General features: G+C 60.9%; 17 protein-coding genes and 1 pseudogene. 10 read left to right on the plus strand and 8 right to left on the minus strand.

Annotation, left to right across the window (positions count from 1 at the left end):
* Positions 1-275: 275 nt before the first annotated feature.
* The 5 genes from ACM6IR_RS27105 to ACM6IR_RS27125 form a co-directional block, all read right to left on the minus strand.
* Positions 276-974: an OmpW/AlkL family protein gene (locus ACM6IR_RS27105; protein ID WP_414910536.1), complete on the minus strand. Its 699-nt coding sequence runs from the start codon at positions 972-974 to the stop codon at positions 276-278.
* Between the two features lie 223 nt (positions 975-1197).
* Positions 1198-1716, minus strand: coding sequence for a DUF3299 domain-containing protein (locus tag ACM6IR_RS27110; protein ID WP_414910537.1), 519 nt, complete (start codon positions 1714-1716; stop codon positions 1198-1200).
* An 11-nt stretch (positions 1717-1727) separates the two neighbouring features.
* Positions 1728-2993: an ABC transporter permease gene (locus ACM6IR_RS27115; protein ID WP_414910538.1), complete on the minus strand. Its 1266-nt coding sequence runs from the start codon at positions 2991-2993 to the stop codon at positions 1728-1730.
* 1 nt (position 2994) lies between these two features.
* On the minus strand, positions 2995-3705 hold the full coding sequence (locus tag ACM6IR_RS27120; RefSeq protein ID WP_201116072.1) for an ABC transporter ATP-binding protein: 711 nt from the start codon (positions 3703-3705) through the stop codon (positions 2995-2997).
* A 136-nt stretch (positions 3706-3841) separates the two neighbouring features.
* Positions 3842-4420, minus strand: coding sequence for a DUF2796 domain-containing protein (locus ACM6IR_RS27125; RefSeq protein ID WP_414910539.1), 579 nt, complete (start codon positions 4418-4420; stop codon positions 3842-3844).
* Positions 4421-4554: 134 nt separating this feature from the next.
* On the opposite strand from ACM6IR_RS27125, the gene ACM6IR_RS27130 reads away from it, so the two are divergent.
* Complete coding sequence (locus tag ACM6IR_RS27130; RefSeq protein ID WP_414910540.1) at positions 4555-4893, plus strand: hypothetical protein; 339 nt, start codon at positions 4555-4557, stop codon at positions 4891-4893.
* A gap of 104 nt (positions 4894-4997) precedes the next feature.
* Here ACM6IR_RS27130 and trxA read toward each other — a convergent pair whose 3' ends face one another.
* The 3 genes from trxA to ACM6IR_RS27145 form a co-directional block, all read right to left on the minus strand.
* Entirely contained in the window at positions 4998-5870 is an 873-nt protein-coding gene (gene trxA, locus ACM6IR_RS27135; protein WP_414910541.1) for a thioredoxin, read from the minus strand.
* 187 nt (positions 5871-6057) lie between these two features.
* Positions 6058-6714: a class I SAM-dependent methyltransferase gene (locus ACM6IR_RS27140; protein WP_414910542.1), complete on the minus strand. Its 657-nt coding sequence runs from the start codon at positions 6712-6714 to the stop codon at positions 6058-6060.
* The gene (locus ACM6IR_RS27145; RefSeq protein ID WP_414910543.1) at positions 6711-7175 is read right to left on the minus strand and encodes a hypothetical protein; all 465 of its coding nucleotides are present in this window, start codon (positions 7173-7175) and stop codon (positions 6711-6713) included. Before ACM6IR_RS27145 ends, ACM6IR_RS27140 begins: the two co-directional genes overlap by 4 nt.
* 129 nt (positions 7176-7304) lie before the next feature.
* Here ACM6IR_RS27145 and nrdR point away from each other — a divergent pair, with 129 nt between their 5' ends.
* From nrdR to ACM6IR_RS27190, 9 genes and pseudogenes are all read left to right on the plus strand, one after another.
* Positions 7305-7769: a transcriptional regulator NrdR gene (gene nrdR / locus ACM6IR_RS27150; protein ID WP_003228656.1), complete on the plus strand. Its 465-nt coding sequence runs from the start codon at positions 7305-7307 to the stop codon at positions 7767-7769.
* Entirely contained in the window at positions 7766-8899 is a 1134-nt protein-coding gene (gene ribD / locus ACM6IR_RS27155; protein ID WP_414910544.1) for a bifunctional diaminohydroxyphosphoribosylaminopyrimidine deaminase/5-amino-6-(5-phosphoribosylamino)uracil reductase RibD, read from the plus strand. The genes nrdR and ribD overlap by 4 nt, the downstream gene beginning before the upstream one ends.
* Before the next feature lie 46 nt (positions 8900-8945).
* Positions 8946-9611: a riboflavin synthase gene (locus tag ACM6IR_RS27160; protein ID WP_414910545.1), complete on the plus strand. Its 666-nt coding sequence runs from the start codon at positions 8946-8948 to the stop codon at positions 9609-9611.
* 31 nt (positions 9612-9642) lie between these two features.
* Positions 9643-10734: a bifunctional 3,4-dihydroxy-2-butanone-4-phosphate synthase/GTP cyclohydrolase II gene (ribBA, locus tag ACM6IR_RS27165; RefSeq protein ID WP_414910546.1), complete on the plus strand. Its 1092-nt coding sequence runs from the start codon at positions 9643-9645 to the stop codon at positions 10732-10734.
* A 90-nt stretch (positions 10735-10824) separates the two neighbouring features.
* Positions 10825-11301: a 6,7-dimethyl-8-ribityllumazine synthase gene (gene ribE, locus ACM6IR_RS27170; RefSeq protein WP_003185938.1), complete on the plus strand. Its 477-nt coding sequence runs from the start codon at positions 10825-10827 to the stop codon at positions 11299-11301.
* Positions 11298-11798, plus strand: a complete 501-nt coding sequence (gene nusB / locus ACM6IR_RS27175) for a transcription antitermination factor NusB (RefSeq protein WP_414910547.1) — start codon at positions 11298-11300, stop codon at positions 11796-11798. Before ribE ends, nusB begins: the two co-directional genes overlap by 4 nt.
* An 18-nt stretch (positions 11799-11816) precedes the next feature.
* The gene (gene thiL, locus ACM6IR_RS27180) at positions 11817-12782 is read left to right on the plus strand and encodes a thiamine-phosphate kinase (RefSeq protein ID WP_414910548.1); all 966 of its coding nucleotides are present in this window, start codon (positions 11817-11819) and stop codon (positions 12780-12782) included.
* Complete coding sequence (locus tag ACM6IR_RS27185; RefSeq protein ID WP_414910549.1) at positions 12779-13282, plus strand: phosphatidylglycerophosphatase A; 504 nt, start codon at positions 12779-12781, stop codon at positions 13280-13282. The genes thiL and ACM6IR_RS27185 overlap by 4 nt, the downstream gene beginning before the upstream one ends.
* A gap of 70 nt (positions 13283-13352) precedes the next feature.
* A pseudogene (locus ACM6IR_RS27190) lies at positions 13353-13541 on the plus strand (ABC transporter substrate-binding protein); the annotation flags it as partial.
* Between the last annotated feature and the right edge of the window lie 197 nt (positions 13542-13738).

Here is a 13738-nt window from a genome sequence, read left to right on the forward strand (position 1 = left end):
TCAGCAGCAACACATACCCCGTAGCAGCTGGCGAAGCCTGCGTCCGGCTGCGCAGCAGTCGTAAATCCTGAGGGCGCGGTGAGTCTGACGCACCGCATTGTCTGACTTTACGACTGCTGCGCAGCCGGACGCAGGCTTCGCCAGCTGCTACGGATCGCGTCACGGCTTAACTGACTGGCATTAGCCCTTTGAGGCGCCTTTTTTATGCTGGATACCTGCAGTCCGGGCTGACGTCTTCGCGAGCCTGCTCCGGGCGGCGTTCCGACGAAGGGGGCCTAAAACTTGTAACCCAGGCCGACCATGTAGATGAACGGGTCCACGTTCACATCAACCTTGGCACGGGTGCCTGGCGCTACCGCATTGTTTTCCACGGTCGCGGTGGTATCGATGTCGATGTAACGCACTTGGGCATTGAGCATGATGTTGTCGGTGATCATGTAATCGGCACCGACTTGAAACGCCATGCCCCAAGAGTTATCGGCCTTGAAGTTGCTGAAGCCGTTGGACTGGGCCTCGCTGCTGAGCTGTTCGTCGTAGATCCAAGTGTAGTTGATACCGGCACCGAGATATGGCTGGAACACGGATTTATGGTCGAGCGGGTAGTACACAACGCTGAGGGTTGGCGGCAGGTGTTTCAGGGTACCGAGTCTGCCGTTGGCCGCGGCCAGGGATGTGTCTTTGAGATTCACGTTATGCTCGAACGGCGTGGCTGCGAGTAGCTCGATTCCCCAGTTGTTGTTGAGCATGTAAGCGAAGTTCAAACCCAGTTGCGTATCGCTGTTCATGGTGGCCTTGCCACCCAGGTTGGCTCCCGCCAACGGGCCTTGGTCGACCTTGACGCTGGAGCTGTCGGCTTTCGGGTTGACGGTGATTGCACCGGCCCGAACGATGATGTCGCCGGCTTCGTGGGCGTGTGCGAGCGGGGCTGCGAGCGCGAGGGCAAACAGCGAAGCGCTGAGCAATGACTTGTGCATGAGGGCTCCAAAAGGACGTTAAAAATGGTTGATGTCCAATGGTACGGAGCCGTCTGATACGGCCTTTTGACTCAGCTCAATGAAAGGGTGTTGGCCTTGGTTTTTGTGGTGGCCTTGAGGGACTATTCGCGAGCAGGCTCGCTCCCACAGGGGGTCGCATTTCAACTGTGGGAGCGAGCCTGCTCGCGAAGACTATCTTGCAAACACCCTTTGACTCGCGGATTCACTCCGGCAATTCATACACATAAATCTTCTGTGCCTCCATCTGATACCCGGCATCCGCCAACTCGCTGGTCGACGCCTTGACCTGCAACGCACCCTCGACCCAGTACGGCTGATACAGCTCATCCAGCTTCACGCCGACTGGGCTTTTCACATGCACGATCTGGTTGGACGGCGGTGGCGGTACGTGGATGCAGGCACCGAAGTACGGCACCAGCAGAAAGTCGGTGGTGCGGCCCTCTTCACTGACTTCCAGCGGCACGATGTAGCCCGGCAAGCGAATGTGCTGGCCGTCGAGGGCTTTCACCACCGGAGCATTCGGCAGGGCTTGCCTGGCCGCTGGCGCCGACTCTGCAGACAGCGCGCTGCTCATCTGCGACAGGTCGTGTAGCGGCGTCATGTTCGGTACTTCTGCCGGTGCGTCCGGCGGGATCATTTCCGACCAGGTCAGGTCTTTTGGCTGGGCCGCCCACGAGGGCAGGGCGACCAGCATCAACAGCGCAAGCAGAGCGCAGGGCATCATTAGCGTCCTCATAGTCGGATCGACAGGCCGTCGGCCAGGGATTGGCGATAGGCGCGCCAGGCCGGCACGCTGCCCATCAACAGCGCGGCGATCAGGATGCCGCCGAGCAGCGTCCATTCATATTCACTTGGCCACGCCAGCGGCAAGTACAAGCCGTAATTGGCCTGTACGTAACCCTGTGCCGCGGCGATGCACAGGTAGAGCAACCCCACACCGGCAATCACGCCAGACAAGGCCAGGGCAAATGCTTCCAGCACCAGCAGTGTCGCAATGTGCCACGGCCGGGCGCCTACCGAACGCAGAATCGCCATCTCGCGGCGTCGTTCGTTGAGGCTGGTGAGGATCGCCGTGAGCATACCGATCAACCCGGTCAGCACTACGAACAGCGACACCACAAACAAGGCCTTTTCCGCCGTGCTCATTAAACTCCACAGCTCTTGCAGTGCCACGCCCGGCAGGATCGCCAGCATCGGTTCACCGCGGAATTCGTTGATCTCGCGTTGCACCGCGAAGGTCGAAATCTTGTTGTTGAGGCCAAGCATGAACGCCGTGATCGCTTGCGGCGTCAGGTCCATGTTGCGCGCCTGATCGGCACTGATCCGACCTTCGCCCCGGGCCGGCACGCCGTTGTGCCAATCGATGTGAATGGCCTCCATGCCGCCGAGGCTGATGTGCAGCGTGCGGTCCACCGGGGTGCCGGTGCGTTTGAGAATGCCCACCACGGTGAACGGTTTGTCGTCGTGCTTGACCAGGCTAATCGCTGCGACGCCGTGGGCCAGCACCAACTTGTCGCCAAGCTTGTAGTGCAACGCGTCCGCCACTTCGGCGCCAAGCACCACTTCGAACGGGTCGGTGGCGAAGGCACGGCCGTCGGCCAGCTCCAAGTGTTGCTGATGTCCGTACTGATAGTGCTCGAAGTACGCCTCGGTGGTGCCCATCACTCGATAACCGCGATGTGAATCGCCGAGGGACATCGGGATCGCCCACTTCACTTTCGGGTTGTTGGCAAAGTGTTCGAAGCTGTCCCAGCGAATGTTGTTGGTGGCGTTGCCGATGCGGAACACCGAGTACAGCAACAGGTTGACCGAGCCGGAGCGTGCGCCAACGATCAAGTCGGTGCCGCTGATGGTGCTGGCGAAACTGGCTTTGGCTTCGGTGCGCACCCGCTCAACGGCCAGCAGCAGACAGACCGACAGGGCGATGGCGAACGCGGTGAGGATCGCGGTGAAGCGGCGGTTAGCCAGGCTGGCCAGGGCTAGTCGAAACAAATACATCTCAAACCTCGGACGGGGTGGCGGCGCGATTGAGTTCGGCCAGCGACAGGTTGCGATCGAACAGCGGCGCGAGGCTCTGGTCATGGCTGACAAACAACAGACTCGATCCGGCTTCGCGGCATTCGGCGAACAGCAAGCGAATGAAATTTTCGCGGGCGTCGTAATCCAGGGCTGAGGTCGGTTCGTCGGCGATCACCAGTTCAGGCTGTCCGATCAACGCGCGGGCAGCGGCCACCCGTTGCTGCTGGCCGATGGACAGCGAGTCGGCGCGACGGCTGAGGATGCTTTCATCCTTCAAGCCCAGGTGCGCGAGCAGGGTCGCCGCCGCCTGATCGACGCTGCCGTGGCGCTGGATCGCCCGCTCAGCGCGCAATTTGGAGAAGTGGCAGGGCAGCTCGACGTTTTCGCGCACCGAAAGAAACGGCAGCAAGTTGAACTGCTGAAAGATGTAGCCGGTGTGGTCGACGCGGAAGCGGTCGCGGGCACCGGCACCGAGTTCGGTCAGTTCCTGGCCGAGCAGCCGAATGCTGCCGCGATCGGGTTTCTGCACGCCACCGAGCAGGCCGAGCAGGGTGGTCTTGCCGCTGCCGCTGGGACCTTTGAGGAACAGGGTTTCACCCGGTTCCAGGCGAAACGCCGGGATGTCCAGCAGCGGAGGGTGACCGGGCCAACTGAAGCCCAGGTCGGACAGTTCGATGAGTGCTTGGGTCATGTGAAACCGGTCAGGTTGGTGATTAACCCTGTGGGAGCGAGCCTGCTCGCGAAGGGGATGCCAGCCTCAACATCTATGTCGACTGTCGGACCGCTTTCGCGAGCAGGCTCGCTCCCACAGTGGATCTTCAGTGAATTCAGAATTTCAGGGCGGCAGCCTTGGCGGTCACTTCGACGCCTTGCTGGCCGCTCGGGCTGATCAGTTGTACCTGAATTTTCTGGGTTGCCGGAAAGGTATTGAAAATCGTCGTCAGATCCAGGGTTTTCAGCGCGCCGGGTGCCGAGCAGCTGAACTGGTAATGCGCGTGAATCTCGCTGTGGTCATGGTGATGTTCGTCCTTGGCATCTTCGTCATGGTCATCATCGGCGTCGGGCTTGTCACCGAACAGCGGGCTATTCAGTTCCTGTGCGGCGACCACGCAACCCGCGGCTTTGGGCAGATTGAACAGGGTCAGCGGTTTTTCCAGCTGGGCACGGGCGGCGGCGACTTTGGCTTTGTCAGGGGCAGTGGTAGCGGCGTGTTCGAAACCGACGAGGTTCATGGCCGGGCTTTCCAGTTCCAGCTCCAGGGTCTGGCCGTCCAGTGCTGCGTTCAAGCGACCGACGCCATGTTCGTGGGCGCCGAGGCTGCCGTGCTCATGATCATGTTCATCGGCAGCGTGGACGATGGCCAGCGGCAACAAGGCGAACGGCAGAGCGAGAAGCAGACGGCGCATGGCAAGTCTCCGGAAGTAAAATGAAGAAATTGTTATGTAATCTTATAACGTAAGTGCGAGGAGTTTGACCGTCTGCTTGGCGTTGCGCAAGTCGCATGGGAGCATGTCAGTCAGAAAAGTGCAGGGGCGGACTCATGTTGCGTATACGCGGAAGCATCGGCGATTGGCCGGTGGATTTGACGCTGGAAATGGATGACGGCGACTGGGCACGGCTCGGCGCACAGTTGCAGGTGGTGAAGGACGAAGCCGTTGCGTCGTCGGCGAAACCGGTGAATCAGGATGATGCGCAGTGGCAGATCGCAAAGGATTTGCTGCGCAAGGCCGGGCAATTGAGTGGGCCGGATTTGCTGGAGCAGCTTGAAGGACTGACCGGCAGCGCGGCGTCGGGCAAACGCTTGCTGGTGCGTTTGCGCCATAGCGCTGATGTGAAAGTGGTAAGTGGCGGAGATACACCGATCTACCGCTGGTTGTAGGAGCGAGCTTGCTCGCGATGGACGTCAGAGCACCGCAGTCTTTCAGACACACCGCGTTATCGTTGACGTTTTTCGCGAGCGAGCTCGCTCCTACAGGGTGGCGATTAGTACAACGCAGCGAACAACTTGCGACGGTACGTGGTCACCAGCGGGTGATCGTTGCCCAGCAACTCGAACACCTGCAGCAAGGTCTTGTGCGGCAGGCCTTCGCTGTAGCTGCGATTGCGGATGAACAGCTTGAGCAACGCATCCAGCGCCGCCTCGTACTGCTGGCGGGCCAACTGCTGAATCGCCAGTTGATACACGGCCTCATCGTCCTGCGGATTTTTCGCCAGGCGTGCTTTCAGGTCCGCTGCATCCGGCAGGTCCTTGGCCTGGCCGAGGAACTGGATCTGCGCCTTGGCGCCGGCAAGTGCAGCTTTGTGTTCGTCACTCTTTACCGCGTCGAGCACGGTTTGCGCCTCACCCAGTTCGCCACGCTCAGTCAGGCAACGGGCGTAGAGGATTAATGCCTTGGCGTTGGTGTTGTCTTCGCCCAGCAGCACTTTGAGCACCGCTTCGGCGTCGGCAAAACGACTGTCGTCGAACAGCGCCTGGGCTTGCTCGAACGGGTCGGCCGCCGACGGTGGCGGCATTTGTACGTGAGGCTCAAGCAGTGCGCGCACGGCCGACTCCGGTTGCGCACCGGCAAAACCATCGACGGGCTGGCCGTCTTTGAACAGCACCACGGTCGGCAGGCTGCGAATACCAAAACGGGCGACGATGTCTTGTTCAAGATCGCAGTTGACCTTGGCCAGCAGCAACTCGCCCTGATAGCTCTCGGCAATGGTCTGCAGCATCGGCATCAGCACTTTGCACGGCGCACACCATTCGGCCCAGAAGTCCACCAGTACCGGTTTGTGGAAAGAGTTCTCGATCACCGACTGGTCGAAATCGGCAGTCGTGGCGTCGAAGATGTACGGCGTTTCCTGACTCATGAGGGATCTCGTAAAAGCGTGAATGGGGCAACTATACGGCTTGGTGGGGGGCTGCTGAAAGCGGGTGTCTATCGGGACATGCGTAGTAGGCGGGGACGCTTTCGCGGGCAAGCCTCGCTCCTACAGGGTGGGTGTCGATTTCGAAATCAACGCGGACCTGTAGGAGCGAGGCTTGCCCGCGAAGCTTTTAGCCGCGCCGGGCATGGTAGAAACTCACATGCCGAAACTCGTCGGGCTCGGCCAGATCCGGCAGGGTCATCGCTTCCAGCATCTCGATGCGTTGATACAACGGATGGCGAAAATCCCTCACCCGTGAATCAGCCACCAGGGCCTCTCGACCGCGATTCAAAAACTCATCGAGTAATGGCAGATTCGCCCGGTCATAGAGCACATCAGCCACCAGAATCAGGTCAAACCGATTCGCTTCGGCAAAGAAATCCGTCGAGTAGCTGAGGTCTACGCCATTGAGTTGTGCATTGGCCCGACAGGCGGCAATCGCCAGCGGGTCCAGGTCGCAGGCCACCACTTCCAGCGCCCCTGCCTTCACCGCTGCAATCCCCGCGACCCCGGAACCGGCGCCAAAATCCAGCACGCGTTTGCCTTGGACCCACTCGGGAAATGCCGCCAGATAACGGGCAACCGCCAAACCGCTGGCCCAGCAGAAACTCCAGTACGGCGGTTCATGCAGAATCCGCCGGGTTTCCTCGGGACTGAACGCGCGGTCCATATTGTCGCCGTCGATCAGCCACAGCTTCAGATCGGTATCGGGCAATGCAACGGGGACAAGCTGCGCATCACCGAGCAGTTCACTTAACGCCTGTTGCAGGTCGAGCGGTGCCGTCATGGTGCTTTGACGAATTGCAGTTGGCCCAGCGCCTGCGTGGTTGGCTGGGAGATGGTCCGCGACGGCAGATGCAAGATCAACTGACCGGACTGGCTGGCGCGACCACGCAATTCAACACGGCTGCCTACCGGGAACGAATCCGGGTTAAAGCGCAGATGGAACGGCAGGATTTGATTGGTGCCGATCAGGCTGGAGCTGGCCAGCAATTGTTGCGGGCGACCCTTTTCGTCGATCACCAGCAGCGCCAGCTCGACTTCGGCGCCGGTCGGTACGCCTTGCAGGGTGCCGCTCAACTCACGCTGATAGGCGGGCAGCGGACCGAGGTCGGCCGCCTCCCTGGCTTTCTTCTGTGCCTGTTGTGACGCGGGGCCTGGCGTTGGCGGCTGGGGCTTGGGCGCGCTGCTGCCACAGGCCACCAGCAGGCTGAAAACACTGAGCAAAACGAGCGGTCTTAGGGGCATTTGCGGCTCCAGCGAGGAGAAATCCATGATCAGGCTTAATATAGCGCGTCTGTATACCGCAAACCCTATAGCTTGTCTTGCCACCGGGATGCGCTACCATGGCCCTCCCTTTTTTTGTTGCCTGCCACCATGCACTGTCCCTTCTGCGGTGCCAACGACACCAAGGTCATTGACTCGCGTCTGGTCGCCGAGGGCGAACAGGTGCGCCGCCGGCGTGAATGCCTGGCCTGCGGCGAGCGTTTTACGACGTTCGAGACTGCTGAACTGGTGTTGCCGCGCCTGATAAAAACCGACGGCAGCCGTCAGCCGTTCGACGAAGAAAAACTCCGCGCCGGCATGCAGCGTGCGCTGGAGAAGCGCCCGGTGAGTGTCGAGCGCCTCGAATCGTCGCTGGTGCACATCAAACACAAGCTGCGCGCCACCGGCGAGCGTGAGGTCAAATCCCTCGTGGTCGGTGAACTGGTGATGGCCGAGTTGCAAAAGCTCGACGAAGTCGCCTATATCCGTTTCGCTTCGGTGTATCGCCGCTTCCAGGACCTCAATGAGTTCCGCGAAGAGATCGATCGCCTGGCCCGTGAACCGGTGAAAGAATGACCACGTCCCCAGAACAAGCGATCCTCGACGCCCATTACATGGCCCACGCCCTGGAACTGGCGCGCAAAGGTCATTACACGACGCACCCCAACCCTCGGGTGGGCTGCGTGATCGTGCGTGACGGGCAGATTGTCGGCGAGGGCTGGCATGTGCGTACCGGTGAACCCCACGCCGAAGTCCATGCCCTGCGCGCCGCTGGCGACAAGGCCCGGGGTGCCACCGCTTACGTCACCCTCGAACCTTGCAGCCACCACGGCCGCACGCCGCCTTGCGCCGATGCGCTGGTGAATGCCGGTGTGGCACGCGTGGTTGCCGCCATGCAGGACCCGAACCCTTCGGTTGCCGGTCGTGGCATGCAGCGTCTGGCCCAGGCCGGCATCGCCATTGAAAGCGGTGTGCTGGAAGGCGAGGCGCGCAAGTTGAACGAAGGCTTCCTCAAACGCATGGAACACGGTTTGCCGTTCGTACGGGTCAAGCTGGCCATGAGCCTTGACGGTCGCACGGCGATGGAAAGCGGTGAGAGCCAATGGATCACCGGCCCGGCTGCGCGCTCGGCGGTACAACGCCTGCGCGCCCAGGCCAGCGTGGTGCTGACGGGCGCCGACACGGTGTTGGCGGACAATGCCCGGCTGACCGTGCGCGCCGATGAGCTTGGCCTGGATGCCGAGCAAACGGCGTTGGCCATGAGCCGTCCGCCGCTACGCGTGCTGATCGATGGCCGCTTGCGAGTGCCATTGGATGCTCCGTTCTTCAAGGCCGGCCCGGCGTTGGTCGCCACTTGCATGGCGATCGAAGAGCAATACGCCAACGGCCCGGAATGCCTGATCGTGGCCGGCGACGATGGCTTGGTTGACCTGCGCAAGTTGCTGGTCGAACTGGCCAGTCGCGGGGTCAACGAAGTGCTGGTCGAGGCCGGTCCGCGACTGGCGGGCGCGTTTGCCCAGCAAGGTCTGGTGGATGAATTCCAGATTTTCATCGCGGGCAAGTTCCTCGGTTCTACAGCACGGCCGCTGCTGGACTGGCCGCTCGCGCAAATGAAGGACGCACCCGAGCTCAAAATCATCGAAATTCGCGCGGTTGGCGATGATTGGCGAGTCATTGCCATTCCTGTGCCATCAGCGAGCGTATAATTCCTGGCCGCAGCCTAGCGACGGCTTTGTTCTCGAGGAGGACTCCATGTTTACCGGCATCATCGAATCCATCGGCAGTATTCGTGCATTGACCCCCAAAGGCGGAGATGTGCGGGTACACGTAGAAACCGGCAAGCTCGATTTGAGCGACGTCAAGCTGGGCGACAGCATCGCGGTCAACGGCGTCTGCCTGACGGCGGTTGAACTGCCGGGCAACGGCTTTGCGGCGGACGTCAGTCGCGAAACACTCGATTGCACCGCGATGAATGACCTGAAAAGCGGCAGCCCGGTGAATCTGGAAAAAGCCCTGACCCCGACCACTCGTCTCGGCGGGCATCTGGTCAGCGGTCACGTCGACGGCGTAGGCGAAGTGGTTGCCCGTACCGAAAACGCGCGTGCCGTGGAATTCCGCATCCGCGCACCGAAAGAGCTGGCCAAATACATCGCCCATAAAGGCTCGATCACCGTCGACGGTACCAGCCTGACCGTGAACGTCGTTGATGGCGCCGAATTCTTGCTGACGATCATTCCGCACACCTTGAGCGAAACCATCATGGCGTCGTACCAGCCAGGTCGCCGGGTGAATCTGGAAGTCGACTTGCTGGCCCGTTATCTGGAGCGCCTGTTGCTGGGCGACAAGGCGGCCGAGTCCACGGCCGGCAGCACCATTACCGAAAGCTTTCTGGCCCAAAACGGCTACCTCAAATCCTGAAGCTCAAATTTCGAAAGAAGGGGGGTGCCTTGTGGCGCTCAATAGCATCGAAGAACTGGTTGAAGACATCCGCCAAGGCAAGATGGTCATCCTCATGGATGACGAAGACCGCGAGAACGAAGGCGACCTGATCATGGCCGCCGAGTGCTGCCAGCCTGAACACATCAACTTCATGGCCAAGCACGCCCGTGGCCTGATCTGCATGCCGATGAGCCGCGAGCGCTGCGAACTGCTGAAGCTGCCATTGATGGCGCCACGCAACGGTTCCGGTTTCGGCACCAAGTTCACCGTGTCCATCGAAGCCGCTACCGGCGTGACCACCGGCATCTCTGCCGCCGACCGTGCGCGCACCGTGCAGGCGGCTGCGGCAAAAGACGCCAAGGCTGAAGACATCGTCAGCCCCGGCCACATCTTCCCGCTGATGGCACAGGCTGGCGGCACTCTGGCGCGGGCCGGCCACACCGAAGCGGCGTGCGACCTGGCGCGCATGGCCGGTTTCGAGCCAAGTGGCGTGATCTGCGAAGTGATGAACGACGACGGCACCATGTCCCGTCGCGCGGAATTGGAAACTTTCGCGGCCGAACACAACATCAAGATCGGCACCATCGCCGACCTGATTCACTACCGGATGATCCACGAACGTACCGTTCAGCGGATTGCCGAGCAGCCACTGGACAGCGAACTGGGCCAATTCAACCTGGTGACCTATCGTGATTCCGTGGAAGGCGACGTGCACATGGCCCTGACCCTGGGCACCGTGTGCGCCGAAGAACCGACGCTGGTTCGGGTGCATAACATGGACCCGCTGCGTGACCTGCTGATGGTCAAGCAACCGGGTCGCTGGAGCCTGCGGGCCGCCATGGCCGCGGTTGCCGAGGCCGGCAGCGGTGTGGTGCTGTTACTCGGTCATCCGCTCGATGGCGACGTGTTGTTGGCACACATCCGTGAAACCGCCGACCAGGCTACCGTGAAAAAACCGACCACCTACAGCATCGTCGGTGCCGGTTCGCAGATCCTACGGGACCTGGGCGTACGCAAAATGCGCTTGATGAGTGCGCCAATGAAATTTAATGCGATATCCGGTTTCGATCTGGAAGTTGTAGAATACGTGCCCTCCGAATAAGGCCTAAGCAGTCCGGTCCTTGATTCGCGGCTAACAAATCACTGAGGGACGCGTAGAAAATGCGTCCCGGCTCTTTAAGAGATCTAACGAATGACCCTGAAGACCATCGAAGGTACCTTCATCGCCCCTAAAGGCCGCTACGCTTTGGTAGTAGGCCGTTTCAACAGCTTCGTCGTTGAAAGCCTGGTCAGCGGTGCAGTTGATGCCCTGGTTCGCCATGGCGTGAGCGAAAGCGACATCACCATCATCCGTGCGCCTGGCGCCTTCGAAATCCCGCTGGTTGCGCAAAAAGTCGCTCAGAAGGGCGAGTACGCGGCAATCATCGCGTTGGGCGCGGTCATTCGTGGCGGTACTCCGCACTTCGAATACGTGGCTGGCGAGTGCACCAAGGGCCTGGCCCAGGTGTCCATGGAGTTTGGCGTACCGGTCGCTTTCGGCGTCCTGACCGTTGACTCCATCGAGCAAGCCATCGAACGTTCCGGCACCAAGGCCGGTAACAAAGGTGCTGAAGCTGCCCTGTCCGCTCTGGAAATGGTCAGCCTGCTGGCGCAGTTGGAGGCCAAGTGATTAGCGACGATAGCGATCGTTTCAACCCGCGCGATCCGAAACCTGCGGACGCTGGCAAGCCATCCAAGAGCGTCAAGCGTCGCGAAGCGCGTCAGCTCGCGACTCAGGCGCTGTACCAATGGCACATGGCCAAAACTTCGCTGAACGAGATCGAAGCGCAGTTCCGGGTCGATAACGATTTCAGTGATGTCGATGCCGCCTACTTCCACGACATCCTGCACGGTGTACCCGCGCACAAGACCGAGATCGATACTGCGCTCGCTCCGTGCCTGGACATCACCATTGATGAGCTCGATCCGGTTGAGCTGGCCGTTCTGCGCCTGTCCACCTGGGAGCTGATCAAGCGGGTCGATGTGCCGTACCGCGTTGTGATCAACGAAGGGATCGAGCTGGCCAAGGTCTACGGTTCCACCGATGGCCACAAGTTCGTCAACGGCGTACTCGACAAGCTGGCCCCGCGCCTGCGTGAAGCTGAAGTGAAGGCGTTCAAGCGCTAACCTGCGCTTGAATTTGCGATGGGCGAGTTTGAGCTGATCCGCAACTTCTTCGCCGCCGCGCCTTGTGCGCAAGGCGGCGAGGGCGTTGCCCTGGGGATCGGCGACGACTGCGCCTTGCTGGCTGTTCCCACTGGGGAGCAGTTGGCAATTTCCACCGACACCCTCGTGGCCGGTGTGCATTTCGCAGATCCCTGCGACCCGTTTCTGCTCGGTCAGCGTTCGCTGGCCGTGGCCGTCAGCGATTTGGCTGCGATGGGCGCCACCCCCGTTGCCTTTACCCTTGCCCTGACCTTGCCGACGGTGACCGCCGATTGGCTGGACGCCTACGCCCGTGGTTTGAATGTCATGGCGCGCAGTTGTGGCGTGGCACTGGTCGGCGGCGACACCACCCGCGGGCCGTTGAGCCTGACGATGACGGTGTTCGGACGCGTGCCGGCCGGTCAGGCATTGAGGCGAAGTGGCGCGCAGCCGGGCGATTTACTGTGTGTCGGTGGCGAACTGGGCAATGCCGCCGGCGCCTTGCCGCTGGTACTGGGTCAACGGACCGCTGATGACGCCATCGGCGATCCGCTGCTGCGCCATTACTGGTCGCCACAACCGCAACTGGCCCTCGGTCAGGCGTTGCGCGGCAAGGCCACCTCAGCACTCGATATTTCCGACGGGCTACTGGCCGATTGCGGGCATATTGCGCTCGCGTCGAAGGTCGGCATTCAGGTCGAGCGGAGTAAGCTACCAATATCGCGGGCATTAGTGGCCTTCCTCGGTCAGGCAGGCGCCGAAGACGCCGCCCTGAGCGGTGGCGACGATTACGTGCTGGCCTTCACCTTGCCGCCCGTCGAATTGCCCCGGTTTCTGGCGGATGGCTGGCCGATCCATGTGGTCGGTCGTGTGGTGACGGGGCAGGGTGTTGTGCTACTGGATGCCGACGGACAAGACATCACCCCGCAAACCCGGGGCTACCAACATTTTCGGGAGACACCGTGACAGATCATCCCAAACAGGTTCCGGCGGAATTCGTACCGCCGTCGGTCTGGCGCAATCCATGGCATTTCCTGGCGTTCGGCTTCGGCTCGGGCACCTTGCCAAAAGCACCCGGCACCTGGGGGTCGCTGGTGGCGCTACCCTTTATCCCGTTGTGGCAGATGTTGCCCGACTGGGGCTATTGGCTGATGCTCGGCATCACCATGCTGTTTGGTTTCTGGTTGTGCGGCAAAGTCGCTGACGATTTGAAGGTGCACGATCACGAAGGCATCGTCTGGGATGAAATGGTCGGAATGTGGATCACCCTGTGGCTGGTGCCGGAAGGATGGTACTGGTTGCTGGTGGGGTTCCTGATGTTCCGTTTCTTTGACATCCTCAAGCCGTGGCCGATTCGCTGGATCGACCGGCATGTGCATGGCGGCGTCGGGATCATGCTCGATGACGTATTGGCCGGGGTGTTTGCGTGGTTGGCGATGCAAGGGCTGGTCAGGCTCTTCGCCTGAGGCTGAGCAGAGAGGACGAGGGATGGCTCGGCGCTGGTCTGCGGAGATGGTTTTCGCGATGCTTTGCGCCCCGCAAACCCTGGGTATCTATCGACTGGCCTGGGTTCGCGGCTATAAGTACCAGGCTTATCTGCCCAACGTGCACCGCTACAACGAAGTTGTACGGCATACGGGAATTCTGTCGATGCTGACCCACAACCACGCCGACTACTACATCGATGCACTGACTGAAGTGGATTACATCGTCAGCCGGGCCAAGGCTCGCGCGCTGGAAGCAACCGTATCCGTTCGATTCGAACTGAACACGAGCCTTGTAGCAGCTGGCGAAGCCTGCGTTCGGCGGCGGAGCCGTCGTAAATTCCAGACCCTGTGGTATATCAAACTGACCGGGTCGGCAGGTTTCACGACGGCTTCGCCGCCGAACGCAGGCTTCGCCAGTTGCTACACGGCGTGCGT

This window comes from Pseudomonas sp. IT-P253 (assembly GCF_949768125.1).
In the GTDB taxonomy this organism is placed as follows: domain Bacteria; phylum Pseudomonadota; class Gammaproteobacteria; order Pseudomonadales; family Pseudomonadaceae; genus Aquipseudomonas.

Bases quoted from the DNA above. Each gene is read 5' to 3' on its own strand.
- ACM6IR_RS27105 (WP_414910536.1), bottom strand. From the start codon at position 974: ATGCACAAGTCATTGCTCAGCGCTTCGCTGTTTGCCCTCGCGCTCGCA.
- ACM6IR_RS27110 (WP_414910537.1), bottom strand. From the start codon at position 1,716: ATGCCCTGCGCTCTGCTTGCGCTGTTGATGCTGGTCGCCCTGCCCTCG.
- ACM6IR_RS27115 (WP_414910538.1), bottom strand. From the start codon at position 2,993: ATGTATTTGTTTCGACTAGCCCTGGCCAGCCTGGCTAACCGCCGCTTC.
- ACM6IR_RS27120 (WP_201116072.1), bottom strand. From the start codon at position 3,705: ATGACCCAAGCACTCATCGAACTGTCCGACCTGGGCTTCAGTTGGCCC.
- ACM6IR_RS27125 (WP_414910539.1), bottom strand. From the start codon at position 4,420: ATGCGCCGTCTGCTTCTCGCTCTGCCGTTCGCCTTGTTGCCGCTGGCC.
- ACM6IR_RS27130 (WP_414910540.1), top strand. From the start codon at position 4,555: ATGTTGCGTATACGCGGAAGCATCGGCGATTGGCCGGTGGATTTGACG.
- trxA (WP_414910541.1), bottom strand. From the start codon at position 5,870: ATGAGTCAGGAAACGCCGTACATCTTCGACGCCACGACTGCCGATTTC.
- ACM6IR_RS27140 (WP_414910542.1), bottom strand. From the start codon at position 6,714: ATGACGGCACCGCTCGACCTGCAACAGGCGTTAAGTGAACTGCTCGGT.
- ACM6IR_RS27145 (WP_414910543.1), bottom strand. From the start codon at position 7,175: ATGCCCCTAAGACCGCTCGTTTTGCTCAGTGTTTTCAGCCTGCTGGTG.
- nrdR (WP_003228656.1), top strand. From the start codon at position 7,305: ATGCACTGTCCCTTCTGCGGTGCCAACGACACCAAGGTCATTGACTCG.
- ribD (WP_414910544.1), top strand. From the start codon at position 7,766: ATGACCACGTCCCCAGAACAAGCGATCCTCGACGCCCATTACATGGCC.
- ACM6IR_RS27160 (WP_414910545.1), top strand. From the start codon at position 8,946: ATGTTTACCGGCATCATCGAATCCATCGGCAGTATTCGTGCATTGACC.
- ribE (WP_003185938.1), top strand. From the start codon at position 10,825: ATGACCCTGAAGACCATCGAAGGTACCTTCATCGCCCCTAAAGGCCGC.
- thiL (WP_414910548.1), top strand. From the start codon at position 11,817: ATGGGCGAGTTTGAGCTGATCCGCAACTTCTTCGCCGCCGCGCCTTGT.